This window comes from Gluconacetobacter liquefaciens (assembly GCF_003350405.1).
Lineage (GTDB): Bacteria > Pseudomonadota > Alphaproteobacteria > Acetobacterales > Acetobacteraceae > Gluconacetobacter > Gluconacetobacter liquefaciens.
The window spans coordinates 18,251-42,619 of record NZ_QQAW01000019.1; the positions used below are offsets into that span (position 1 = coordinate 18,251).

A 24,369-nucleotide genomic window follows, 5' to 3' on the forward strand; every position below is an offset into this window, starting at 1 on the left:
GTAGGATACCGTTGATTTCACTTGTCCAGATGCTGGTGCTTGCTGAGCATCTGAACTTCCATCACGCCGCAAACGCACTCGGTGTTGCTCAATCGAGCGTCAGCACCCGAATCAAGGCGCTGGAAGAGACGTTGGGTCTTACCCTGTTTGAGCGGCGTCATCGCGGGGTCCGGTTGACTGAGGCCGGGCGCCGCTTCGTTGCGGAGGTTTCGGCTGGTATCGAGCAGATCGACCATGCTGTCAGGACGGCAGGCGCGATTGCCGACGGCATGGTCGGGCGCCTCGCGATTGGACTGCACGGTTCGATCGCGACAGGATTTCTCGCCGATTTGCGCAGGCGCTATCGCGCAGCCCACCCGGCAATCGAGCAGAGCATCATCGAAGGACCGTCATCACATACCCTTGCCATGATCCGCGAGGGCAAACTCGACGTGGCTTTCATCGTCAATGTTGCCGATGTGCCGGATTGCCATAGTAGGCATCTCTGGAACGAGGCGCTGGTGATCGCTCTTCCTTCCGCGCATCCGCTTGCGACTTTAGAATCCCTTGCTTGGGCTGACCTCCTCGCGGAGACCTTTCTCGTCCGGCAGGGTGGCGCCGGGCCGCAGGTTTTTGAACATATCGTCCGGCGCGTGGCCGAGCATGGGCGATCGCCGCGCCTCCAGCGGCGCGATGTCGGGCGGGACACTCTGATGCATATGGTCGCGGCAGGGGAGGGGATCACGCTGACCCATGAGGCAGGGAGCCATGTGCCATTCCCCGGCGTCGTCTTCCGTCCGATCGACGACGAAAAGGAACACGCCCGGTTCAGCGCTGTCTGGTCGCCTCAGAACCGCAGCCCCGCGCTGCGTAATCTTCTGGATCTCGCCACACATATGAGTCGCCTGGATGGTTTGACCATGCGGGGTCAAACCATGTCATCATCGTTGCTAGTCAAGATACCGGGACATCACGAAACGGGCGGCGCGCGTTTATGAAGCGTCGGCGCTGTCAAAATAGCCTGTTACCAGGAGGAAAATCCCAATGACCCTAGAAACTTTCCGCGAGATATATGGGCTCGATGACAACCCGTCGCCGCTTGATCAGTCGGTATTGATCCTGATCGACATCCAGCGCGAATATCGCGACGGGCGAGTACCGCTCGCCAATGTCGATGTGGCGGCAGATGAGGCCGGACGGCTGCTAGATCTCGCGCGGTGCAAGGGCGTGCCGGTCATCCATATCGCCCATGACGCCGGACCAGGCGCTCCCGCCTTTGCCAGCGATGGTCCGTATCGTGATTTCCTGCCCCAGGTGATGCCCCGCGAAGGGGAGACGGTTCTGTTCAAGACTCACGCCAATGCGTTTATCGGCACCGGGCTGGTGGATCGGATCAAGGAGACGGGTCGGAACGAGGTCATCATCGCTGGTGATACGGTTGGTGTCTGCGTATCCACCACCGCCCGCGCGGCGGCGGAGGAATACGGCCTGCGCGTGACCCTTGTGGCGGACGCCATTGCCGCACGTGATGTCGCTGATCCGCTGGGTGGAACGATCGCTGCCGAAACCGTGCGTCGCGTCGCCCTGGCCGAACTGGCGGATATGTTCGCCGTCATCGTAAAGGACAGCACCGCGTGGAAGGAATGAGGGTGTCTTTTCCCCTCAGCCGGTCAGCGCGGACTGGCCGGGACAGCTTGCAATAACGCGCCCGGTTCCACGTCCAGTGCCTCTGCAATCTTTCCCAGGATCGTAACGCTTGCCGACACGTCCGCGCGTTCGATCGCCCCGACATAGCGGGTGCTCAGGCCGGCGCGATCGGCCAGCTCTTCTTGCGTCATGTCCCTGTCATGACGCATCCGACGCAGGTTGACCGCCATGACCTCCTTGAGGTCCATGCGATCATCGAGACCTGTGTCGGAACGATCGTTCCAGGAATGATCGTTCCTATTCGTTCTGGCCCGTGGTATTGTCCCCGTCCGGAGGGGACTTTTCCGTGCCATGTGCGAGACGGATGAGAAGATCCGCGCTGGAAACGCCAAGCGCGGCTGTTATGTCCACGAACTCGATGACATCGATTCGTCGCTCTCCATTCTCATATTTGGCGACGAAGGATTGTGGCTTGCCGAGTGCGGCCGCCAGTTCCGCCTGCGTCATACCCCCGGTCTTGCGTGCCTCGACAAGAAGCGATTGCAGCAAAAGCTGCCGGGGTGTGCGCAGGGATTTCTTCACGCGGAACGGCTCTCCGACGGGCAAGGGGAGCCGTTCCGATAATCCTGATTTGGGATTATCCCATTTTGGGATATGGTTGACTGCAATCCTGCTGGAGGGCTGTCGGATGACAGCAAGACCCGAACTGGACCCCGATGTCGATGACCTGGCGCCGACCGTGCCGGAGATCACGACCTATGACGAAGTGCATTTCATCACCTATCTCCGCCTGCTTGACGCCGAGGCGGATCGGGCCGACTGGGCGGAGGTGGCGCGGATCGTGCTGCATCGCGATCCGGCGGACGCCGAGCGCACGCGCACCTGCTGGGAAAGTCATCTTGCCCGTGCGCAATGGATGACGAAGATCGGTTACCGGAAGATTCTCGAACAGGCCGCGATCGACGCCCGCGCAACCAGGCACTGACCGTCCTTTTTCTACGCCATGGTATCCGACGGTACGATCGCGACTCATTATATATTGCCTGCCGCTGGGTCGCCCCTTCTCTGATCGGTTTCATTTCCCAAGCCGATTGGAGCCCCGATGTCCGGAAGCCGTGTCCTGTGGGGGCAGGTCGCCCTCGTCCTGCTGATCGTCTTCGTCGCCCTCTGGAGTGCCACGGAATGGACGGCCTGGCGTCTCGGCTTTCAGCCCCAGCTTGGCGCTCCTTGGTTCACGGTGGCGGGCTGGCCCTTCTACGATCCGCCGGCCTTCTTCTGGTGGTGGTATTTCTATGATGCCTATGCGCCGTCGATCTTCGTGACGGGCGGATACATCGCCTCATCCGGTGGCCTCATCGGCAGCGTCGTTGCCATCGCCCTGTCCATCCTCCGGGCGCGGGAAGCCCGCAACGTCGCTACATACGGCTCGGCCAGGTGGGCGGACGTTGGTGAGGTGACGGAAGCCGGGCTGCTCGATCCCGATGGCGTGGTGCTGGGCCGGTGGGATCAGGACTATCTGCGGCATAACGGCCCCGAGCACGTCCTGTGCTTTGCGCCGACCCGTTCGGGCAAAGGCGTCGGGCTGGTCGTGCCAACGCTGCTGACCTGGCCGGGTTCGGCCATCGTCCACGACATCAAGGGCGAGAACTGGGGGCTGACCGCCGGATTTCGTGCCCGGCACGGGCGCGTGCTGCTGTTCGACCCGACAGATCCGGCATCCTCGCCCTATAACCCGCTGCTGGAGGTCCGGCGTGGTGACAAAGAGGTGCGCGACGTCCAGAACATCGCCGATATTCTCGTCGATCCCGAAGGTGCTTTGGACCGGCGCAACCATTGGGAGAAGACCTCGCATTCCCTGCTGGTCGGCGCGATCCTGCATGTCCTCTATGCGGAACCGGACAAGACGCTGGCCGGTGTCGCCAATTTCCTCTCCGACCCGAAGCGGCCGGTGGAAGCGACGCTACGCGCCATGATGTCCACGCCGCATCTCGGCAAGGCGGGCGTGCATCCCGTCATCGCCTCGTCGGCGCGCGAACTGCTGAACAAGAGTGACAACGAACGGTCAGGTGTATTGTCCACCGCCATGTCGTTCCTGGGCCTCTATCGCGACCCCGTGGTGGCGAAGGTGACGGCACGATGCGACTGGCGCATCGCGGATCTGGTATCCGGCCGCCAGCCCGCCAGTCTCTACCTTGTTGTGCCGCCATCCGATATCGCCCGCACCAAGCCGCTGATCCGCCTGATCCTGAACCAGATCGGTCGGCGGTTGACGGAGGATCTCCATGTCTCCGCCCATCGGCACCGGTTGCTGCTGATGCTCGATGAGTTTCCCGCCCTTGGCCGGCTCGATTTCTTCGAGAGTGCGCTGGCCTTCATGGCGGGGTATGGGATCAAATCCTTTCTGATCGCGCAGAGCCTCAACCAGATCGAGAAAGCCTATGGTGCGAACAACAGCATTCTCGACAACTGCCATGTCCGTGTTGCCTTCGCCACCAACGACGAACGCACCGCCCGGCGTGTGTCGGATGCCCTCGGCACCGCGACCGAAATGCGTGATTCCACCAATTATGCCGGCCATCGCCTGTCACCCTGGCTCGGGCATCTCATGGTGTCACGGCAGGAAACGGCACGCCCTCTACTCACGCCCGGCGAGGTGATGCAGCTTCCCCCAACCGATGAACTGTTGCTGGTCGCGGGTGTGGCCCCCGTTCGCGCGAAGAAGGCGCGCTATTACGAGGACGCGCGGTTCACGGAGCGTGTCCTGCCGCCCCCGACTACCGGAACGCAGCGCCCGTCCGCGCCCCCGTCCGACGACTGGTCGGCGCTGGAGGTAGGGGTTCCATCAGGAGGGCCAGCACCGGATGGCAGTAATGGGGCTGATGACGATCCGGCCAATGCCGGTATTCGCCGCGAACCGGAATTGCCAGAGCATGAGGACGTCGCGCGCCCCGAGCGTCCGGGCGTGCAGGAGTTCGACGTGCTCGACGACGAGCCGGATGTCGATGCTGCCAAAGCGCGCACTATACGCCAGCAGGCCCGCTCCGTTGCGCGTCAGGCGACGATGGACCCGGCCGATGGTCTCGATCTGTGAGGATGCCCATGTCGAGCAAGACCCGTATGAATGTGTATTTCGAGCCGGAGCTTCTGAAGCAGGTCGAGGCGCTGGCGTTGCGGCGCAATGTCTCGAAATCGGCGGTGATTGAGGCGGCCGTCGCTTCCTTCCTTTCTGCCGACGCCTCGGAGCGACTGGAGGCGGTGTTCGCACGCCGTATGGACAGGATCGACCGCCAGATCGCCGGGATGGACGAAGACCTCGCCATTATGGGTGAGACGCTGGCACTGTTCATCCGCTTCTGGCTGATCGTCACCCCACCGCTGCCTGATAGTGCCCAGGCATCGGCCAGGGCGAAAGGCGTCGAGCGGTTCGAGGGTTTCCTGCAATCGCTCGGGCGGAAGCTGGCGACGGGAGATCGCTTTCTCAGGGAACTGTCGCGGGACATCGACACGCGGCGCAATGGAGGGGGAGGTTAGACAGAGCATTTATGAGTGATGAAATGGGTATCTTAGTCCGTGGACTTATAGTCGCCTTTTTGTGAATTCTAGGACGGTGAACACAGAACATCTCAAAGCCCTTGGGCAACGCATCAGGGACCTTCGAAAGAATATCGGATGGACTCAAGAAGAGTTGGCCGAACGTGCGGGAATTGATCGATCCTATATTGGTGGCGTGGAGCGTGGTGAACGAAACCTGACTTTCTTAGTACTTTGTCAGATATGTCAGGCTCTCAATTGCGATGTTGCCACACTTACCCAAAATATACCGAAAGAATATATATGAAGTGGCTACGGACTCTTATTCTTTTTGACCAAGGAAACGTTATTTCCTCACGAGATTGGAGAGAATTACACGAAAGTTATGTTAGATCGATTCAGAGTATTGAGTATCCAAAAGGTTCAGGGCGTCTGATAGTTAGACGAAAAGAACGTAAACCAGACGGAAAATGGGCACGGAACGGCGTCGGCTATCTTCGGCATGGCTTTCTTGAGCATATGCGTGATGTAGAAGGTTGGGAACCGGAGGGAAGTGTCAATCTTGCTCGAAATCGAGAGCAGCCATCTATCAAGTTATATCCTTCATTAGATGACTACCGGGAGCCTATTACTTCCGATTTTGGGGGTTTTGATTTGGCGACAATAGGCGATGGAGGCACACGTATTGCTATTGAATGGGAAACAGGAAATATTTCATCCTCTCATCGTAGCATGAACAAGTTGGCCATCGCTTTAGGGGCGGGTATCGTAGAGGTAGGCGTTCTTATTGTTCCAAGTAGAGCTCTTTATGAACATCTGACAGACAGAGTTGGCAATATTGGTGAACTGTCGGGATATCTTTCTATGTGGGAGGGTCTTAAAAGCACCGTTCAGCGTGGATTGCTGGCTATTACGGTTGTTGAGCATGACGAACTAACTGATTCAAATAATATCCCTTATTTTAAGGTTGGCAACGACGGACGAGCGGCAGAAGGTCGAGGTGAGATTTAAAAAGATATTTTCATTTGCTCTTCGTTTTTAGGTGAGCAGTCACATGAAGCGATATCCTCTTTCAATCTATATGCTTTTGGAAGAGGTTTCCCGTTTTTACGGCGACGCTCAAGGTCTGTTTTTGTGAATAGGGTGTTTTTAGACGAATGAATATCTATTAAATGTTCTTTGTCTCCTTTCAGATCCGAAAAGCGTTCGACTATTGTACTGCAATCTAATTCAGATCCAATCCAACGCCGTCCATTGAGCTCAGCGGCAACAAAGGTCGTCCCTGAACCACCAAAAGGGTCCAATATTAGGTCTCCTGCATCGGATGCCATACAGATAATGCGATCCATAAGTTTTAAAGAAAGCGCATTAGCGTCTCGTTTTTTATATTTTGCATGGCGAACCGGGGGAATATCTGTCCAAACATCTGACAGATTCACTCCGTTGGGATTCATCTTGTCTTTATATCCACCATAATCACGTAATTCACCGCCGCAATGACGGCAACATGGCGTCGGTATGCGGTCGGGATGAAAAGTTGTGGGTTTGGTACCTTTTACAAAATACAATAATGAATAATGTGAGGGGTAAAGGCGTCCCCTAATAGGAAGGGAGTATTTAATATCTACGCTAATCCAGTGGCGAAAAGTCAATTTTTCGCCGACATATGCTCCCAAAGGGAGATTCCACTTTGGAAGGTTCCACAGAAACAGGGAGCCGCCAGGCTTTAGGGTGCGGATCATTTCATCTATCCACGCCTTGCACCAAGATATGTAATCTTCTTCCTCATGCTTATCATGAAAACCTGAGGAATATTTCTTGCCAAGATTGAATGGCGGATCAGCAAAAGCAAGGTCGACGACCTCACTCTCCACGGATTGGAGGAATTCTAGGCAATCGCCTTGGTATGCACGGCCCAATGTCGTTTCAAAAATGGGTATCATAGGCATCATTTTGGCAGATTGATTGACTGCTGACAAGCCCGTATTTGAAGCATGAGCGTCACTGTCGCCAAATATCGCATAGACTCGATCGTATGAACATAGCGTTATGTCGCGAAGATGGTCCGGGTACCAGTGCTCAGGTGTGTATAGGATGTGTTTCTGACCTTTCACCTCAGCCGATCCCCGCCGTTTCCACGCGATCACCGCACGGTGCGTGATAGTTGTTGAATCGAGCCGAAATGGCCCTCTTTTAATCATCCCCGTGTGGGGACCATCTGTTCCGGTCCCGTTCGAGCGGGGATGAGATGGCGGTTTCTCAGCATAATTCGGAAAGTCAGGCACGCGGCATCTCGATGCTGCGCACGGCCATGGGAGCGGCGATCGCGGGGCACCTTACTGACCCCGCTGTGGTCGAGGTGATGCTCAACCCCGACGGCCGGCTCTGGATCGACCGGCTGTCCGAAGGCCTCTCCGACACGGATGAGAAGATCGCGCCAGCCGATGCCGAGCGCATCGTGCGCCTGGTCGCGCACCATGTCGGGGCGGAGGTGCATGAAGCAGCACCGCGCGTCTCGGCGGAACTGCCAACCGGGGAGCGGTTCGAGGGATTGCTCCCGCCCGTGGTGACGGCCCCGAGTTTCGCGATCCGCAAACCTGCCGTGGCGGTGTTCACGCTCGACGATTATGTCGCTGCCGGGATCATGACAGAAGGGCAGGCGGTGTTTCTGCGCCAGGCCGTTGCCGAGCGGAAGAACGTCCTGGTCGCGGGCGGAACCTCGACTGGCAAGACCACACTTGTCAACGCCCTGTTGGCCGAGGTTGCGAAAACCGACGACCGTGTCGTGCTGATCGAGGATACGCGCGAACTGCAATGCGCGGCCCCCAATCTCGTGTCGCTCCGCACAAGGGACGGCATCGTCACGCTGTCCGAGCTGGTCCGCTCGGCCCTGCGTCTGCGACCTGACCGCATCCCGATCGGCGAGGTGCGCGGTCCCGAGGCGCTGGATCTGCTCAAGGCCTGGGGCACGGGTCATCCCGGCGGCATCGGCACGTTGCATGCCGGCACCGCCATCGGTGCGCTGAACCGCATGGAGCAGCTGATCCAGGAGATCGTCGTCACCGTGCCGCGCGCGTTGATCGCCGAGACGATCGACGTGATCGTGGTCCTCTCCGGCCGGGGCACGCAGCGCCGACTGTCCGAACTCGCCACGGTGGACGGGCTCGACCCCGCCACAGGCGCCTATCGCATTCATTCAATTGATACCGATGGAGATTCCCCATGAACCTCACGCTGTTGCGCGTGCGTCGGCACGCGCCTGTCCTATCTGCCATGCTGCTGTTGTCCATCGCATGGTGCTCCTCGGCTCTTGCCTCGGGTTCGGACATGCCGTGGGAGGAACCGCTCAACCAGATCCTGGAATCCGTGCAGGGACCGGTGGCGCGCATCGTGTCGGTGATCATCATCACCGTGACCGGCCTGACCCTGGCCTTTGGCGAAACCTCGGGCGGGTTCCGTCGCCTGATCCAGATTGTTTTCGGCCTGTCCATCGCTTTTGCGGCGTCCAGCTTCTTCCTGTCGTTCTTCTCCTTCTCCGGGGGAGCACTGATCTGATGGCCGCCGGATATGACGATGATGCGGTGCCGGGTTTTCATGTCCCGGTGCATCGCTCCCTGACCGATCCGATCCTGCTGGGTGGCGCACCCCGTACGCTGGCAATCGCCAACGGCACGCTTGGGGCCGCGATTTCTCTGGGTCTGCGCCTGTGGCTGGTCGGGGCGGTGTTCTGGATCGTGGGGCATAGCCTCGCGGTCTGGGGCGCGAAGCGCGATCCGCTGTTCGTCGAGGTGGGACGGCGGCATCTCCGCTATCCCGCCTGGCTGCGGGCATAGGGAGGGCAGGGTGATGATGTCCCTTGGCGAATATCGCAATCGCGCTGCCCTCCTGTCTGATTTCCTGCCCTGGGCCGCTCTGGTCGAAAAGGGCGTGGTCCTGAACAAGGACGGTTCCTTCCAGCGCACGGCACGCATCCGTGGTCCCGATCTGGACAGCGCCACGCCAGCCGAACTGGTCGGCGTGACCGGACGGCTGAACAATGCCCTGCGCCGTCTTGGCTCCGGCTGGGCCGTGTTCGTGGAAGCGCAGCGCGTGCCGGCAACGGTGTATCCCGAGAGCGATTTCCCCGATGCGGCCAGCCAGATGGTCGATCTGGAACGCCGGGAGCAGTTCGAGGACGAGGGGGCGCATTTCGAGAGCCGGTATTTCCTGACCCTGGTCTGGCTACCACCTGCGGAATCGTCCGACCGGGCGTCGCGCTTTCTCTATGAGGGCAGGGAGCGCGACGGGCCGGACCCGCACGGTCTCCTGAACGCCTTCATCGATCGCAGCGATCGGCTGCTGGCCCTGCTGGACGGTTTCATGCCCGAAGCGGCGTGGCTGGATGACGGGGAGACCCTGACCTATCTGCATTCGACCATTTCGACGCGGAGCCAGCGCGTGCGCGTGCCGGAAATTCCGATGCATCTGGACGCCCTGCTGGTGGACCAGCCGCTTTCGGGTGGTCTGGAGCCAAAGCTGGGCGATGCCTTCCTGAAAACCCTGACTATCACGGGTTTCCCCAGCCGCACCTTTCCCGGAATCCTGGATGATCTGAACCGACTTGCCATGCCCTATCGCTGGTCGACGCGCGCCATCCTGCTCGACAAGACCGACGCCACCAAGGTGCTGGCCAAGATCAGGCGTCAATGGTTTGCAAAGCGCAAGAGTATTGCGGCCATCGTCCGGGAGGTGATGACCAACGAAGCGTCGGTCCTCGTGGACAACGACGCCGCCAACAAGGCTGCCGATGCCGATCTCGCCCTGCAATCCCTCGGAGCGGATGATGTCGGGCAAGCCTATCTCACGGCGACCGTCACGGTCTGGGATGGGTCAGCCTCCATCGCGGCCGAGAAGCTCCGGCTGGTCGAGAAGATCATCCAGGGCCGCGATTTCACCTGCATGACGGAAACCCTCAACGCGGTGGAGGCATGGCTGGGATCTCTACCGGGGCATGTCTACGCCAATGTGCGTCAGCCCCCGGTCTCGACACTGAATCTGGCACATATGATCCCGCTCTCCGCCGTATGGGCCGGTCCTGAGCAGGACGGTCATTTCAAGGCCCCGCCACTGTTCTACGGCAGGACGGCGGGTGCCACACCGTTCCGGTTTTCCCTGCATGTCGGCGATGTGGGTCATACCCTGATTGCCGGCCCGACAGGGGCCGGAAAGTCAGTGTTGCTGGCCCTTATGGCGTTGCAGTTCCGGCGATATCAGGGCGCACAGGTTTTCGCCTTCGATTTTGGTGGGTCGATACGGGTCGCGACGCTGGCGATGGGCGGTGACTGGCACGATCTCGGCGGTGGGCTGACAGACGCCGATCTGTCTGGAGAACAGGGTGGCAGTGTATCGCTCCAGCCTCTGGCGCAGATTGATGATCCTGATGAGCGCAAATGGGCCAGTGAATGGCTCGGCCAGATCCTTGTCGGCGAGGGCGTGGCGCTGACGTCGGACGTCAAAGCTCATCTCTGGTCGGCCCTGAATTCGCTTGCGTCGTCTCCCTTGCCGGAGCGAACGATGTCCGGGCTGGTAGCGCTCCTCCAGTCTAATGCCCTGAAGCAGGCGCTGGCGCCCTACTGTCTCGGTGGTCCTTATGGCCGCCTGCTCGACGCTGATAGCGAGCGTGTAGGCGACGCCGACGTCGTGGTGTTCGAAACCGAGGGCCTGATCGGGTCCGGGGCGGCGTCATCGGTTCTCTCGTATCTGTTCCATCGCATTGAGGGGAGGCTGGACGGTCGCCCGACGCTGCTGGTCATCGATGAGGGCTGGCTGGTCCTGGATGACGGCGACTTCGCGGGGCAGCTTCGTGAATGGCTGAAAACCTTACGCAAGAAGAATGCGTCAGTGATTTTTGCTACACAGTCCCTGTCGGACATCGCCAACTCCCGTATTGCGCCAGCGGTGGTTGAAAGCTGCCCCACGCGGATCTTCCTGCCCAACGAACGAGCAATCGAGCCACAGATCATGGCGCTTTATCGGGACTTCGGCCTGAACGATCGGCAGATCGCGATCATCGCCCGTGCGGCCTCGAAGCGGGAGTATTACTGCCAGACGCAACGCGGCAATCGCCTGTTCGAACTGGGGCTCGGGCCTGTTGCCCTGGCGCTGTGCGCGGCATCTGGCAAGGACGATCACCGGCTGATGGACAGTGTGCTGGCGGAACATGGGCGGGACGGTTTTCTCCCAGCCTGGTTCGAAGCGCGGGGTGTCATATGGGCGGCGGACCTTCTGCGGGAAGGGGGCGTGTCATGACGGAAAAACTTTTCCGTCGCGCAAACCTGTTGGCATCCGTCATGGCCCTGGCTGTTGGTGCCGGCGGCAGTTCGGTGCAATCCGCCCACGCGCAATGGGCGGTCTATGATGGGGCTGCGCATGTCCAGACCGTGCTGATCGCGGCGCGGGAATTGCAGCAGATCGACAACCAGATGACGTCTCTCGCCAATCAGGCGCAGATGCTGGTCAATCAGGGGCGCAATCTGGCGACCCTACCCCTGTCGACATTGTCGACGCTGCAATCGACGATGTCCCAGACGACGGCACTCCTCGCTCAGGCGCAGAACATCGCCTACAGCGTCCAGTCGGTCGAGCAGCAATACCAGCAGGCGTATTCGTCCGTGTCCTCTGGCATGTCCGACAGCGCCCTGTTTTCGCAGGCCCGGACACGCTGGCAGAATTCCGTGGGCGGGTTTGAGGATGCCCTGAAATTGCAGGCCCGCGTGGTCGGAAACATCCCCAGCGACAGTTCGGCCATGACGCAACTGGTTTCGGCCAGCCAGACATCGACCGGAGCGTTGCAGGCCGCGCAGGCGGGAAACCAGCTTCTGGCGCTACAGTCTCGCCAATTGTCCGATATTCAGGCCGAACTTGCCGCCAATGGCCGCGCCACAGCCCTGCAACAGGCGCGCGATGCGGCGACGGAAGCAGAAAGTGAAGCCCAGTATCAGCATTTTTCCCAGCATGACGCCTATGTGCCGGGCACGGTGTCGATATTCGGCAGCAGCGGGAACTGACGGTCATGGCCACCAACGATGTGGGCGTTATCGACACCTTCCTGAATACCTTCACCACCACTATCGACAGCGGCTTCGGTCTGGTGAAGGGGAATGTGATCTCGCTGGCGGGTACGCTGTCGGTGCTGGACATTGCTCTTGCCGGCCTGTTCTGGGCCTGGGCGGCGGATGAGGACATCATCCAGCGTCTGGTGAAGAAGACGCTCTATATCGGCTTCTTCGCGTTCCTGATCAACAATTTCGACCATCTTGCGAAGGTGGTGTTTGACAGTTTCGCCGCCATGGGCCTGAAGGCTGGGGGCGGCAATCTGACATTGTCTGATTTTCTCCGTCCCGGCCGACTGGCCGCGACCGGGTTTGATGCGGCCCAGCCGCTGCTGGAGTCCGTTCATAATCTTCTTGGCCCTGTCGCGTTTTTCAAAAACTTCATCCAGATCTTCGTGCTGTGCCTGTCCTGGCTGATCGTGCTGGCGGCGTTCTTCATTCTGGCCGTGCAGCTTTTCGTGGCGCTGATCGAGTTCAAGCTGACCAGCCTCGCCGGTTTCGTGCTGATCCCCTTTGCCCTGTTCAACCGCACAGCCTTCCTGGCGGAGAAGGTACTGGGCAATGTCGTGTCATCGGGCGCGAAGGTGATGGTTCTGGCGGTGATCTCCGGCATCGCCTCGGTGCTCTTCCGGCAGTTCAACACCTCGTATGGCGATGCCGTGCCGACCATCGGCCAGGCGGTCTCTGTCGTGCTGGCTTCGGTATCGATCGTGGGCCTGTCCATTTATGGCGGCAGCATCGCCAACGGGCTGATCTCCGGCGCGCCACAGCTTGGCGCGGGCGCAGCTGTCGGCACGGGTATGGCTGTCGGCGCCATGGGGGCGGCGGCTGTCGCTGGTGTCGGAGCGGTTGCCTCTGGCGGAGCGGCGGCCGTGGGTGCCACCGCTGCCGCCGCGCGGGGCGGAGCCACGATCGCGGGTGCGGCCAATACGGCTTATTCGATGGGCGCCATGAATGCTGCTGGCGAAAGTGCCGGTGCCCGCATGACAGCCGGGCTGGGCGGTGTCGCCCGAGCGCCCGGTCGCGCTGCCGCGAATGCCGTGAAGAGCAAAATGTCGTCTGCGGCGAACGCCATGAAGCAGAGTTACGACGAGGGCGCGCGAGGCGCTTTTACCGCGACAGGCGGACGCTTCACGGGAGGGTCTGATGCGGGTGCCGGGTCGGCCGACAGCCCGTCAGGTAATGGCGGAGGGGGTGTTGCCGGCGGCGGCTCTGACCCCGAAGGCACGCCACCCCGCTGGGCGCGGAGCATGAAGCGCCGCAACGCCGCGACCCATGCCGGCGAGGCGGCTCATGTCATCCGCTCGGCCGATGGCGGCAGCGGAAGTTCCAGCATTGATCTCTCGGAAAAGGAATGAGGACGATGTTTCGTCGCTCCACCAGCCGCTACGGGATCACGCCCGAACCGGTTACGCCCTATCAGAAAGCCGCGCAGATCTGGGACGAGCGCATCGGCTCCGCCCGTGTGCAGGCCCGCAACTGGCGTCTGATGGCGTTTGGGTCACTGTTTCTGTCCGCTGGCCTTGGTGCCGGTCTGGTCTGGCAGTCCGCGCGCGGCACCGTCGTGCCCTGGGTCGTGCAGGTCGATAGATCCGGTCAGGCGCAGGTCGTGATGCCTGCCACAGCGGGTTACACACCGACCGATCCGCAGATTGCCTGGTATCTGGCGCAGTTTATTGGCGACGTCCGTGGCCTGTCATCGGATGCGGTGGTGGTTCGCCATAACTGGCTGCGCGCCTACGACTTCGCCACCATTTCGGGCGCGCAGGCGCTGAACGATTATGCCCGCCTGAATGATCCGTTCTCGCGGATCGGACGGGAGCAGGTCGAGGTGGACATCGCCTCGGTCATCCGGGCTTCTCCCGGAAGTTTCCGCGTGGCCTGGACCGAGCGCCATTACCGCGATGGAGCGTTTACCGGCACTGAACGCTGGACTGCCATCGTGTCCATCGTGCTGCGCACGCCGCGTGACGCCGATCATCTGCGGAAAAACCCGCTCGGAATTTACGTCTCCGCCATCAACTGGTCGAAGGAACTCGGACAATGATCCGCATGGTCATGCGCGCCGTTCCACTGGCGCTGCTCGCCCTGTCCGCCTGCGCGGGGCAGTATCATCCGCCCGTCATCCGCTACGATGACGCTGTTCAGGCCGTGCGCCTGCCGGACCCGCCGAAGCCCGTTCAGGTGGTCGAAGTCCCGAAGCCACTTCCCCTGCCGGGCCAGCTCAAGCCGCTGCCCTCACGACGCACGGTCCATCCCGCACCCGAAGTCGCCGATCCCGCAGCGCGGGTGACACAGGCCAATCTGGCGGCCCGCATCCAGCCCACGCGAGCCGGGTTCATCAACGCGGTGCAGGTCTATCCCTATTCTGCTGGCGCGCTCTATCAGGTCTATGCCTCGCCGGGCGAGATTACCGACATCATGCTCCAGCAGGGCGAAAAGCTGGTCGGCACCGGTCCCGTGGCGGCAGGTGACACGGTGCGCTGGATCATCGGGGATACCGAGAGCGGGGCAGGGGCGACAAAACGCATCCACATTCTGCTCAAGCCGACGCGCCCCGACCTGACCACCAACCTGATCGTCAATACCGATCGCCGGACGTATCTGGCCGAACTGCGCTCCACACCAGCCACCTACATGGCGTCGGTGTCCTGGGACTACCCCGAGGACGATCTGATTGCCCTGCACCGTCAGGACGATGCGGCCGATGACGCTGCTCCCGTGGATGCGGGGCTGGACCTGAATGCGCTGAATTTCCGTTATGCCATCCAGCCGGTGAAAGGCGGGACACCGCCCTGGCTTCCCAGCCGGGCCTTCGATGACGGGCGGAAGGTCTATATCGCCTTCCCGTCGGGGATCGGGCAGGGGGAACTGCCGCCGCTCTTTGTCCTGGGGGTGGATGGTGGCCCGGAACTGGTCAATTACCGGGTGCGGCAGAACTGGATGATCGTCGACCGCCTGTTTGCCGCCGCCGAATTGCGCCTGGGTGACAAGCACTCCGAGCAGCGCGTGCGGATCGTGCGCACGGACGGGCGGCCGTCATGACCGGGCAGGACTTGGCAGCGGGAAGCACCGAAGGTGCTGCGCCAGCGTTACCGCCCGATCTGCGTCTGCGGGCCGATCGACCGCGCGTGGTCCGTCTGTCGCGCACCGTGGTCTGGTCGCTGGGCGGGGTCTGCATGGTCGCGGTGGCCTTCGCGCTGGGGTATGCCCTTCAGGACAGCCATCGTGCGCCATCGCCGCCTGCCGCGCAGGATACCGATGTCCGTCCCTCGGCCGACGGGCTGGCCGGACTGCCGTCCGATTATGTCGGAAGCGGCGTGCCGAAGCTGGGGCAGCCTCTGCCCGGCGATCTGGGCAGGCCGATCCTCAATGCGCAGCGGCAGGGCCGCGTGGGGCCGGTTCCCGGCATGGGGGATCGTCGCGGCGAGCAGGAGATCGAAGCAGCGCGGACCAGTCGGCTGTTTGCGCAGATCGAGGCGCGCGAGGAGCAGGGTGCGCAGGCGGTTCCAGTCATGACTACCACTTCCGGAGTACAGGCATCACCGACTGGGACCGACCAACAGACCGGCAATCGCGCCTTTCTGGCAGGCCTGCCCGATCGTGCGACGGTCAGCCCAGACCGGATTACGCCACCCGCATCCCCCTACGTCCTTCAGACGGGTACGGTGATCGCTGGCGCGCTGAACACGAAAATCAGCTCCGGCCTGCCGGGCCAGATCGTCGGGCATGTGACCCAGAACGTCTATGACAGCCCGACAGGTCGTTATCTCCTGATCCCGCAGGGCAGCACACTGTTCGGGGCCTATAACAGCAGCGTCTCCTTCGGGCAGCAGCGGACCCAGATCATCTGGAACCGGCTGATCTACCCGAACGGGGAGAGCCTGATGCTCGAAAAACTACCCGGTGGCGACGCAATCGGCCAGTCAGGCCTGTCCGATGAGGTCAACAATCACTGGGGCCAGCTCTTCAGGGCGGCGCTGGTCACGACCCTGCTGAGCGTGGGCTCCGAAGCCGGGACGTCATGGAACGAAAACAATCTGATGCAGGCGATCCGCAGCGGCACGTCCAACGGGTTCTCCATGGTCGGCAACAGGCTGATCGACCGTAGCCTGAATGTTCAGCCGACGCTGACCGACCGGCCGGGCCTGCCATTCACGCTTATTCTGAATCGCGATCTGGTTCTCAAGCCTTGGAAAGAGAAGGAAACCTATCCATGACGAAGCTGAAGCTTGATCCGATCAAGGATGATAAGCCTGTGAAGGTCACGCTGGAGTTGCCCGCCGCGCTTCACCGCGATCTTGTCGCCTATGCCGAGATCCTTGGTCGAGGGAGCGGGCAGGCAGCTCCTGAACCGGTGCGCCTCATCGTGCCTATGCTCGAGAGGTTCATCGCCACGGATCGGGGGTTCGCGAAAGCGCGGAGAGAACGGTCAGGAAACGGCTGTGAAGGTTGAGGAAGAGAAATCCTATCTGATTACAGGTTTCCTGCCTTGATGCGCCGGGTCCCATACATGGCCATAGAGTTGATTATGAGGGAGCCATGAATGTGAGGGGGCGCTTGGCAATGACTGCTCGGAATATCTTTCCAGCAGGCTGAAAATATGAGAGAATAATTTTAGTCCATTTTTGACTGAAAAAAAGTGGTTTATATGAATGGGTTATCGTGTTTATGGACGATTCTAGTGGATTGAAGTCTGATTTAGCCCAGATTGTTCGGCTTGCCTTGGCCGAGCAAACGGAGGACGTGCGCTTGTTCGCCGCGCGGCTAGTTAGAAAATATCGAGGAACTGAACCAGAGCTGGCACAGCAGGTAGATCTGTTCCTTCGCACCAAACCGCATCGCACCGGAGCGCCTTTACGCAAGGCAGTTGCTCCATCTTCTCTGGAACAGGCTTTGCCGGTGGACGACGAATCGCGCTTATCATTGCTTAAAGAGTTCAGGGACCTTCCTGATCAGGAGGCGCCGCTATTGTCTCCCGATTTGGAGGAAACGCTTGGACAATTGATCTTAGAGCGTAAGCAAGCTGAGCGTCTTGTGGCGGCGGGTCTGGTGCCTACACGTTCTGCAATATTTGTTGGGCAACCGGGGGTGGGTAAAACTCTCACGGCACGTTGGTTGGCGGCTCAGTTAGGCGTACCGTTGTATGTACTCGACCTTACTGCTGTTATGAGTAGTCTGTTAGGGCGCAGCGGCAGCAACCTACGCACAGCTCTTGATTTTGCTAAACAACGCCCTTGTGTTTTGTTGCTTGATGAAATTGATGCAATTGCCAAGCGACGTAGCGATGATTCCGATGTGGGTGAACTCAAGCGCCTTGTGACAGTGATTTTGCAGGAAGTTGATGAGTGGCCTGCTGCCGGAATGTTGTTGGCCGCAACTAATCATCCAGAGCTGATTGATCCTGCGTTGTGGCGACGGTTTGATTTGGTTGTCGAATTTAAGACACCTGAGCCTGTAGCGGTCAAAGAAGCTATTAAACGCTTCTTGGGACCTGATTTCGCATTGTTTGCTCGGTGGGTAGATATTCTGACCTTCGCATTTCGTGGACAGTCCTTTAGCGATATAGGAAGAGAAATACAGCGCTTTCGACGAGCAGTAGCATTGGGAACGGCTCCAGATGTCGATTTAATTGAGGAATTCATTAAAGCTCGTGCTCTATCGTTGGATCGGCAGGGGCGTATCGATATGGCTGTTTTACTAGCTAAACAAACACGCCTGTCTCAGCATAGTATTTCAGATATTACAGGTGTAAGCCGAGATACTATTAGAAAATACACGACTGACGGTCCTGCCGTCGTTCCTAAAAAGCGGAGACGTGAAGGATGAGTCAGACTAATTTTCTGATAGGACGGGGTGAACTCCTTACTTACGATATCAAGGGGCCCCGACGAAGCATAACGAAAACTGAAGTTTATACGTTGCAGCAGGCGAAAACACGCTTGGTGCCGCAATTTATCGAGACATCGACAAATCTCGATAGGTTGCCCTCCAAAGCCTGTCCGGGCGACTTGAGTGTGGCTCGTCTCGCCTTGAATCCCAGTTACATCGCGCGTTCTTTTTATCCAGTCGCAATGTTGCGTAGTGCTGGTCTTGAGTCGGTTGGGAGTAGAGCTGTAAAGCTGACCCCGGAGGCCTGGTCAAAAAAGGGTTCTCCGCGCGAGTCAACAACCACGGAGCTTTTTGTGGTGGGACGGCGAAAAGCGTTTCGTCAGTTGGCAGATTGGGCTGGAGAAGTTGAAGAAGGATCCAGTGAAGCTAAAGATCTTTCTCATATTGAGAATTTTTCTGCTTTTGAGTCAACAGATCGCATTGTGTCATTCGAAAAATCCCACGATCGTTTTTTTGAAGTGGGTGTTCATCTGTTACCTGGAGATAACTCTCAATTTGTACAACGTGCATTTGCCAAATATGCGACCGACGTTGGCGTAAAGCTGCATCTCGATCTGGCATTTAGCGCAGGGAATTTGTGGTTTCTTCCTGCCGAGGGCGATAGCGAGAGCATCAGGGACCTAGCGGAGTTCTCTTTTGTACGTGTAATTCGTTCCATGCCCAAGTTGCGTGGTATGCGTCCGATACAACGAGCTTCTGGGGTGACTGTGCCGTGTAGCCTGCCCACAGAGCAGCCGCTGTCGTCAGAGCCTAAAGTTGCCATTCTGGATGGTGGATTGCCCGAGAAGAGTAGCGTTGCTCCATGGGTAAATACTTATCGCGTCATGGATGAGCATGCCGAAGATGATCCGGGCGGCGTGGAGCATGGCCTTGCAGTCACGTCGGCATTCCTTTTTGGACCGATCACACCCAATAGCACTCCGTCTCGGCCTTATTCTTATGTTGATCATCTCCGTGTCCTGGATCGTGAAACTGAATCAGAAGATCCACTGGAATTATATCGTACGCTGGGGTTTGTGGAAGAAGTTCTTCTGTCTCGTTATTATCAGTTCATCAATTTGAGCTTGGGACCGGATCTCCCAATTGAAGATATGGATGTACACGCGTGGACTTCTGTGATTGATGATTTATTGAGCGATGGCGATACATTGATGACCATAGCCGTTGGAAATAACGGAGCTATGGATCGCGCCACAGGTAACGCACGTGTTCAGGTGCCATCGGATTGCGTGAATGCGTTGTCCGTAGGGGCTGCTGACAATGTTGATAAAACTTGGGGTCGGGCCGCTTACAGCGCCGTTGGACCCGGTCGTAGTCCAGGCGTAGTAAAACCTGATCTTATGGCTTTCGGAGGGGCCGCAGAAAATTCTAAATATTTTCATGTTCTGGCATCAGGAGCCAAACCATCCTTAGTGCCTCAATTGGGAACAAGTTTTGCATCACCATATTTATTGCGCAATGCTGTTGGAGTTCATGCAGTTCTTGGTTCGGATTTATCACCGCTCGCTATTAAAGCGTTGCTTGTTCATAGTGCTGATTCCTCTGAACACGATAAAATTGAAGTGGGTTGGGGTAAAGTTCCAGAAGATTTGATGGAAGTTATTACTTGTCCATCTGGAGTGGCGCGGGTTGTCTATCAAGGCGAATTAAAACCCGGAAAATATTTGCGCGCACCGCTTCCAATACCAGCTGGTGGTCTACAAGGGAAAATACGCCTGAAGGCAACCTTTTGTTACGCATCACCAACAGATCCACAGGATGCTGTTACCTATACTCGAGCTGGTTTGGATATTGTCTTCCGTCCCAGTGATAAGAAGGTAAAAGAAGGTAAAGCGAACGCCGATACAAAAGGCTTTTTCGATATGAAAAAGTACGCAACTGAAGAGGAGCGTCGTTCGGACATGGGGAAATGGGAAACGATTCTACATGGCGATAAACGTATGCTCGGTCGTAGTCTCGATAGCCCAGTGTTCGACATCCATTACAATGCACGTGAAGCAGGACATGCTACGACAAGCGCTGAAAAAATTCGTTATGCGCTAATCATCACAGTAGAGGCTTCTAAACATCCTGATCTCTATAATGATATTTTGCGCAGTTATACAAAAGCACTCGTACCAATTCAGCCAAAAGTAACTCTGCCAATTCGAACATAGGAACTGTTGGAGTTGGAATTTTGTATTTTTCGAATTGAATGGGTGCTTTGGCATTCGAGTGAATGGGTTCAGTCCATCTGATCAGAGGTTGCAATGTACATTGAACGGCGCCCTGCGCTCAGGAAGGTAGAACTTTTCGGACTCTTGGAGCGGCTCTGCGAGCGATTGGAACCAAGCGAGACTCAAGCTAGTCGTGCCAAATCCAGTTATGAAGCGGTGGGTCAATGGTTGGCTGCCGCCGGCGATAGCCGGCTTGCCTCCAGTAGTATTTACTTGCAAGGGTCGATTGCGCTCGGAACCACCGTAAAGCCGATTGGCCAGACTGAGTACGATGTAGACTTGGTTTGCCATCTTCCGGCTTTCGGTCAGTGGCTGCCGCCAGCCCTGTGCAAGCAGATAGTTGGTGACCGACTGAAGGCCAATCAGCGTTATAATAATATTCTTCAGGAAAAGCCGCGTTGCTGGCGACTAAATTATGCAGATGAATTCCATTTGGATATAACGCCGTCTATTCCAAACGCGGATTGTGCCAACAGCGGAGAATTGGTACCTGATAAAACCCTTTGCGAATGGAAGGCGAGCAATCCCAAAGGATACCGAGATGCATTCAAGCGTCGGGCCGAGTTGGTTCCGCAGATGCGTCTTCTGATGAGTTATGCGGAAGACCGAGCACGCGCGGATGCGGATATTGAACCGTTCCCGGAGCGTCCTCGCTTTAAAGGACTTTTGTGCCGGATTGTGCAAATTGCGAAGAGACATCGCGACAGTTATTTTCTCGAACGTGATATGTCTTTAGCGCCGATTTCAGTAATTATAACTACGCTTGCTGCGTGGAGTTACGAACACTGTGTCCAGACGATGGTGTTCGACAGCGAGTTGGATGTCTTGCATGCAGTGATTCGTCACATGCCTGCTTTTATCCGCAGAAATATGGTAAGCGGACGCATCTATTGGGCTATCTGGAACGAAACAACTGAGGGCGAAAATTTCGCTGAACGTTGGAATGAGGAGCCAGTTAAGGCAGAGGAATTTTTCGAGTGGCACGCTGTAATGATGCTGGATTTGGAGCGACTGAGTGCTGCTGAAGGGCTTGATGGTTTGGGTAGAACCCTTGCGTCATCGTTTGGACAGGCTCCTGCGCGAGAAATTATCCAGGAGATGCTTGATAGCATGTCGGCCGTGCGATCCGCCCGTATGCTGGCCTTTGCGCCTGGGATTGGCTTGACAACTGCAAAAATGCCTGTGGCGCGGACGACATCAGTCCGTAGTAATACGTTTTATGGGGCGCCATAGTTTCCAATGCGCTTCTATCTTCCTCGGCCGCTGACGCCTTCCCAACAGTATATCGCCTTACGGTCTAACCCGATCTGTGAAGGTCACGGAAAACTGCGCGGTAACATTCTTACGTGGAGTTTTCCGGTAACGCCTACGCCCTTAAGCAGGTTGTATCATGCTCGGATAGAATATCGGCAAGGGAAGGCACCGGCAGTCTACATTGACCAGCCTGATCTTACGATCTTGGCTGAGGGAAGAAAACTACCTCACGTATATGAACAATTCCCAACACGGCTTTGTCTTTATCTTCCAAACTCGGGCGAGTGGGGAAATTGGATGTGGCTAGATCAGACGATCGTACCATGGACGGCACTCTGGTTGTTCTATTTCGAGGCATGGCTGCTGTCCGATGAATGGTCAGGTGGTGGATTACATCCTAGAGTGCGAGAGCGATCCGATAGTCATAAACCGAAGCGTAAGCTTCTGACACCAATTACAAAACGGATATGATCAAGTTGGATGATCAGGATAAATTCTACCGTATTTTGTGTTTAGATGGAGGGGGAATTCGAGGAGTGTTTCCCGCAGCTTTTCTTGCCCGGCTTGAAGAGCATCTCGAGCATCCGATCGGTCGATACTTTGATTTGATCGCAGGCACGTCGACCGGTGGCATTATAGCTGTTGGCTTGGGTTTGGGGCTTTCTGCAAACGAGATTCTAAAACTTTATGAGGAGCGTGGACCCGCAATCTTCGATCAGCAGCACGGCATTATTCGTAATTGGCTCCGTCAGCGCTGGAGAAGCGCGCGGCACTGGGTTGGCAGTAAATATGAAGCGACAGAACTCCGCGCTGCTCTCGACGGCATTCTCGGAGAACGGCGTCTTGGGGAAAGCGCAACTCGACTGCTTATCCCTGCGTGGCACCCGATATTGGAACGCGTTTACATCTATAAGACGGCCCACCATCCGCGACTGGAAACTGATTTTGGGCAGTTGGCAGTAGATGCAGCGATGGCTACTGCTGCGGCTCCAACATTTCTGCCTGCACATAATACGTCTGATCAAGTCGAGCTTATTGACGGTGGTGTTTGGGCCAATAATCCGATTGGCGCAGCGGTGGTCGAGGCGGTCGGAACGCTGGGATGGCCCGCCAAGAGCCTGAAGGTGCTTAGTATCGGGACGATCGAAGAAGTTAATGCCCCGCCTCGATGGACTGGAAAATTGCCGATGGCTGCTCATGTCACTCGGCTGTTCATGGCAGGTCAATCTCATAGTGCGCTCGGCGCTGCAAAAATACTTACAGGAGATGGTCACGGCCACCAAGCTATCTGGCGTGTAGACCAGATAGCCCCGTCAGGTCGTTACACATTAGATAATGCTGGTCGTATTGCTGAAATGAAGAATCGCGCAGTTGTGGAAGCGCGTGAGAAGCTTCCTGAACTTCGACGGCATTTTTTTGATAAACCTGCCGATACATTTATTCCGTATCATCCACTATGAGTCTGCTTGTGGGGGCAAGTGAATATTGCAAATCAAAGGCTCCGAACGAGCTTTCAAAGTAATAATAACTGAGAATTATATATAGGATAACGCCTCCTTGCAGTCATTTTTTACATAGAGATCTTAAGGGTCATATTTTATTTTTGATAAAGATACTTGCTTATTCGCCTAAATAGAAAATGCTAGTGATTGTCGGTATCGGTGCTTGCAGGCCCCCGCAACCAACGATTCCGGCACTCCCGTGAGCCTCGCTCCGGGGGTGTTTCTTTTTTCAGACTTTCCAATGACTTGCCGTTCGATCCAGGTCAGCATCGTCTCCAGTTCTCCATACAGCATCGCGTCGATCTCGCCCCGGTTCGGGCCGGGCGTCAGCACGACCTTCTCTGACCCTGCCCCGAACGTGCCCTCAGTTTTGAGTTAGGGTCTGTGGGGTTTTGAAGTGCTCCCCGACTTTGGGCCAGCGTGAACTGGAAACTTCCGGGTTCAAGGCTCCACTAGCAGATCCGCCGGAGAGCCGTTCAGCAGCGATATCGGGGGTTTGTTACCGATGGCACTGTGTGGGCGGACCTCGTTGTAGTCCTGACGCCAAGCCTCCATTTTTGCCCGGGCGTCGTCAAGGCTCATGAACCAGTGCGTGTTCAGGCACTCGGCCCGGAATTTGCCGTTGAAGGACTCGATGAAGCTGTTGTCGGTCGGCTTGCCCGGGCGAGAAAAGTCGAGCACGACACCCTTCTGATACGCCCATAGATCCAGATCCCGGCTGACAAACTCCGAGCCCTGGTCGACCCGGATGCTCCTGGGATAACCCATCTGCCCGCAGATCCGCTCCAGGGTCTGGACGACATCCTCGCCGCGGTAACTGAACCGGGGATCGGTGGCCGGCGAGAAACGGGAGAAGGTGTCGATCACGGTCAGGATCCTGATCTTGCGCCCCGTCGCAAGCTGGTCGTGAACAAAATCCATCGCCCAGCTATCATTGGTATGTGTCGCCGGACGACGGTCCTCGCGCACTTTCGCCTTGACCCGGCGCCTGGGCACCTTGTTGCGCAGTTGCATGCCCAACTCCTTGTAAAGACGATAGATCCGCTTCGGGTTCACCGCCCAGCCATCCCGCTGCAGCAGGATATGAACGCGGCGATAGCCATAGCGCATACGGGTTGCGCAGATCTCCCGGATCCGCTGCGTCAGTTCGGCCTACGTGCCGCGCTTCGACTTGTAGACATACAGGGAACGATCGATCTGCAGCACCGCACAGGCGCGCCGTGTCGAGATCTTCCACTCCCCCTGAAGCCTGTCCAC

At 57.8% G+C, this 24,369-nt stretch carries 24 protein-coding genes and 1 pseudogene; 21 read left to right on the forward strand and 4 right to left on the reverse strand.

Features of this window, described 5'->3' with window-relative positions; genetic code table 11:
- Positions 1–11 precede the first annotated feature (11 nt).
- Together C7453_RS18185 and C7453_RS18190 are read left to right on the forward strand one after the other, a co-directional pair.
- Entirely contained in the window at positions 12–977 is a 966-nt protein-coding gene (locus tag C7453_RS18185; protein ID WP_114729631.1) for a LysR substrate-binding domain-containing protein, read from the forward strand.
- A 46-nt stretch (positions 978–1,023) separates the two neighbouring features.
- Positions 1,024–1,626 carry an isochorismatase family protein gene (locus C7453_RS18190; protein ID WP_114729606.1) on the forward strand — a complete coding sequence of 201 codons (603 nt, stop codon included), beginning with the start codon at positions 1,024–1,026 and terminating at the stop codon, positions 1,624–1,626.
- Positions 1,627–1,649: 23 nt separating this feature from the next.
- Here the strand turns inward: C7453_RS18190 and C7453_RS18195 are convergent, their stop codons facing one another.
- Positions 1,650–1,874, reverse strand: a complete 225-nt coding sequence (locus tag C7453_RS18195) for a helix-turn-helix domain-containing protein (protein ID WP_114729607.1) — start codon at positions 1,872–1,874, stop codon at positions 1,650–1,652.
- Between the two features lie 49 nt (positions 1,875–1,923).
- Positions 1,924–2,208: a helix-turn-helix domain-containing protein gene (locus C7453_RS18200; RefSeq protein ID WP_114729632.1), complete on the reverse strand. Its 285-nt coding sequence runs from the start codon at positions 2,206–2,208 to the stop codon at positions 1,924–1,926.
- A gap of 106 nt (positions 2,209–2,314) precedes the next feature.
- On the opposite strand from C7453_RS18200, the gene C7453_RS18205 reads away from it, so the two are divergent.
- From C7453_RS18205 to C7453_RS18225, 5 genes are all read left to right on the forward strand, one after another.
- Complete coding sequence (locus C7453_RS18205) at positions 2,315–2,611, forward strand: DUF2285 domain-containing protein (protein ID WP_114729608.1); 297 nt, start codon at positions 2,315–2,317, stop codon at positions 2,609–2,611.
- A gap of 117 nt (positions 2,612–2,728) precedes the next feature.
- Complete coding sequence (locus C7453_RS18210) at positions 2,729–4,717, forward strand: conjugal transfer protein TraG (RefSeq protein WP_114729609.1); 1,989 nt, start codon at positions 2,729–2,731, stop codon at positions 4,715–4,717.
- Between the two features lie 2 nt (positions 4,718–4,719).
- Complete coding sequence (locus C7453_RS18215; RefSeq protein WP_456303639.1) at positions 4,720–5,157, forward strand: ribbon-helix-helix domain-containing protein; 438 nt, start codon at positions 4,720–4,722, stop codon at positions 5,155–5,157.
- Between the two features lie 76 nt (positions 5,158–5,233).
- Positions 5,234–5,464, forward strand: coding sequence for a helix-turn-helix domain-containing protein (locus C7453_RS18220; protein WP_114729611.1), 231 nt, complete (start codon positions 5,234–5,236; stop codon positions 5,462–5,464).
- A complete protein-coding gene (locus tag C7453_RS18225; protein ID WP_170143283.1) occupies positions 5,461–6,168 on the forward strand; it encodes a PDDEXK family nuclease in 708 nt (235 codons plus the stop codon). Before C7453_RS18220 ends, C7453_RS18225 begins: the two co-directional genes overlap by 4 nt.
- On the opposite strand, the gene C7453_RS18230 is transcribed toward C7453_RS18225, so the two are convergent.
- A complete protein-coding gene (locus tag C7453_RS18230; protein WP_211311103.1) occupies positions 6,165–7,271 on the reverse strand; it encodes a DNA-methyltransferase in 1,107 nt (368 codons plus the stop codon). The two genes, C7453_RS18225 and C7453_RS18230, sit on opposite strands and share 4 nt — an antisense overlap.
- Before the next feature lie 134 nt (positions 7,272–7,405).
- On the opposite strand from C7453_RS18230, the gene trbB reads away from it, so the two are divergent.
- The 14 genes from trbB (at position 7,406) to C7453_RS18305 (ending at position 23,070) form a co-directional block, all read left to right on the forward strand.
- Positions 7,406–8,383 (forward strand): P-type conjugative transfer ATPase TrbB, encoded by a 978-nt coding sequence (trbB, locus tag C7453_RS18235; protein ID WP_114729614.1) that lies wholly within the window; start codon positions 7,406–7,408, stop codon positions 8,381–8,383.
- On the forward strand, positions 8,380–8,712 hold the full coding sequence (locus C7453_RS18240; RefSeq protein WP_114729615.1) for a TrbC/VirB2 family protein: 333 nt from the start codon (positions 8,380–8,382) through the stop codon (positions 8,710–8,712). Before trbB ends, C7453_RS18240 begins: the two co-directional genes overlap by 4 nt.
- Complete coding sequence (locus C7453_RS18245) at positions 8,712–8,990, forward strand: VirB3 family type IV secretion system protein (RefSeq protein ID WP_063905681.1); 279 nt, start codon at positions 8,712–8,714, stop codon at positions 8,988–8,990. The genes C7453_RS18240 and C7453_RS18245 overlap by 1 nt, the downstream gene beginning before the upstream one ends.
- 13 nt (positions 8,991–9,003) lie before the next feature.
- Entirely contained in the window at positions 9,004–11,445 is a 2,442-nt protein-coding gene (trbE, locus tag C7453_RS18250) for a conjugal transfer protein TrbE (protein ID WP_114729616.1), read from the forward strand.
- Entirely contained in the window at positions 11,442–12,203 is a 762-nt protein-coding gene (gene trbJ / locus C7453_RS18255) for a P-type conjugative transfer protein TrbJ (protein ID WP_114729617.1), read from the forward strand. Before trbE ends, trbJ begins: the two co-directional genes overlap by 4 nt.
- A 5-nt stretch (positions 12,204–12,208) precedes the next feature.
- Complete coding sequence (trbL, locus tag C7453_RS18260) at positions 12,209–13,606, forward strand: P-type conjugative transfer protein TrbL (protein ID WP_114729618.1); 1,398 nt, start codon at positions 12,209–12,211, stop codon at positions 13,604–13,606.
- Between the two features lie 5 nt (positions 13,607–13,611).
- On the forward strand, positions 13,612–14,295 hold the full coding sequence (trbF, locus tag C7453_RS18265) for a conjugal transfer protein TrbF (protein WP_114729619.1): 684 nt from the start codon (positions 13,612–13,614) through the stop codon (positions 14,293–14,295).
- A complete protein-coding gene (gene trbG, locus C7453_RS18270) occupies positions 14,292–15,293 on the forward strand; it encodes a P-type conjugative transfer protein TrbG (RefSeq protein ID WP_114729620.1) in 1,002 nt (333 codons plus the stop codon). The genes trbF and trbG overlap by 4 nt, the downstream gene beginning before the upstream one ends.
- Positions 15,290–16,468 carry a TrbI/VirB10 family protein gene (locus C7453_RS18275; RefSeq protein ID WP_114729621.1) on the forward strand — a complete coding sequence of 393 codons (1,179 nt, stop codon included), beginning with the start codon at positions 15,290–15,292 and terminating at the stop codon, positions 16,466–16,468. The genes trbG and C7453_RS18275 overlap by 4 nt, the downstream gene beginning before the upstream one ends.
- The gene (locus tag C7453_RS18280; protein ID WP_114729622.1) at positions 16,465–16,704 is read left to right on the forward strand and encodes a DUF2274 domain-containing protein; all 240 of its coding nucleotides are present in this window, start codon (positions 16,465–16,467) and stop codon (positions 16,702–16,704) included. Before C7453_RS18275 ends, C7453_RS18280 begins: the two co-directional genes overlap by 4 nt.
- 215 nt (positions 16,705–16,919) lie before the next feature.
- Positions 16,920–18,077, forward strand: a complete 1,158-nt coding sequence (locus tag C7453_RS18285; protein ID WP_114729623.1) for an AAA family ATPase — start codon at positions 16,920–16,922, stop codon at positions 18,075–18,077.
- Positions 18,074–20,296: a S8 family peptidase gene (locus C7453_RS18290; protein WP_114729624.1), complete on the forward strand. Its 2,223-nt coding sequence runs from the start codon at positions 18,074–18,076 to the stop codon at positions 20,294–20,296. The genes C7453_RS18285 and C7453_RS18290 overlap by 4 nt, the downstream gene beginning before the upstream one ends.
- 93 nt (positions 20,297–20,389) lie before the next feature.
- Positions 20,390–21,589, forward strand: coding sequence for a nucleotidyltransferase domain-containing protein (locus tag C7453_RS18295; RefSeq protein ID WP_114729625.1), 1,200 nt, complete (start codon positions 20,390–20,392; stop codon positions 21,587–21,589).
- A 497-nt stretch (positions 21,590–22,086) separates the two neighbouring features.
- A complete protein-coding gene (locus tag C7453_RS18305; RefSeq protein ID WP_211311105.1) occupies positions 22,087–23,070 on the forward strand; it encodes a CBASS cGAMP-activated phospholipase in 984 nt (327 codons plus the stop codon).
- Between the two features lie 483 nt (positions 23,071–23,553).
- On the opposite strand, the pseudogene C7453_RS18315 reads toward C7453_RS18305, so the two are convergent.
- A pseudogene (locus C7453_RS18315) lies at positions 23,554–24,369 on the reverse strand (IS3 family transposase); the annotation flags it as partial.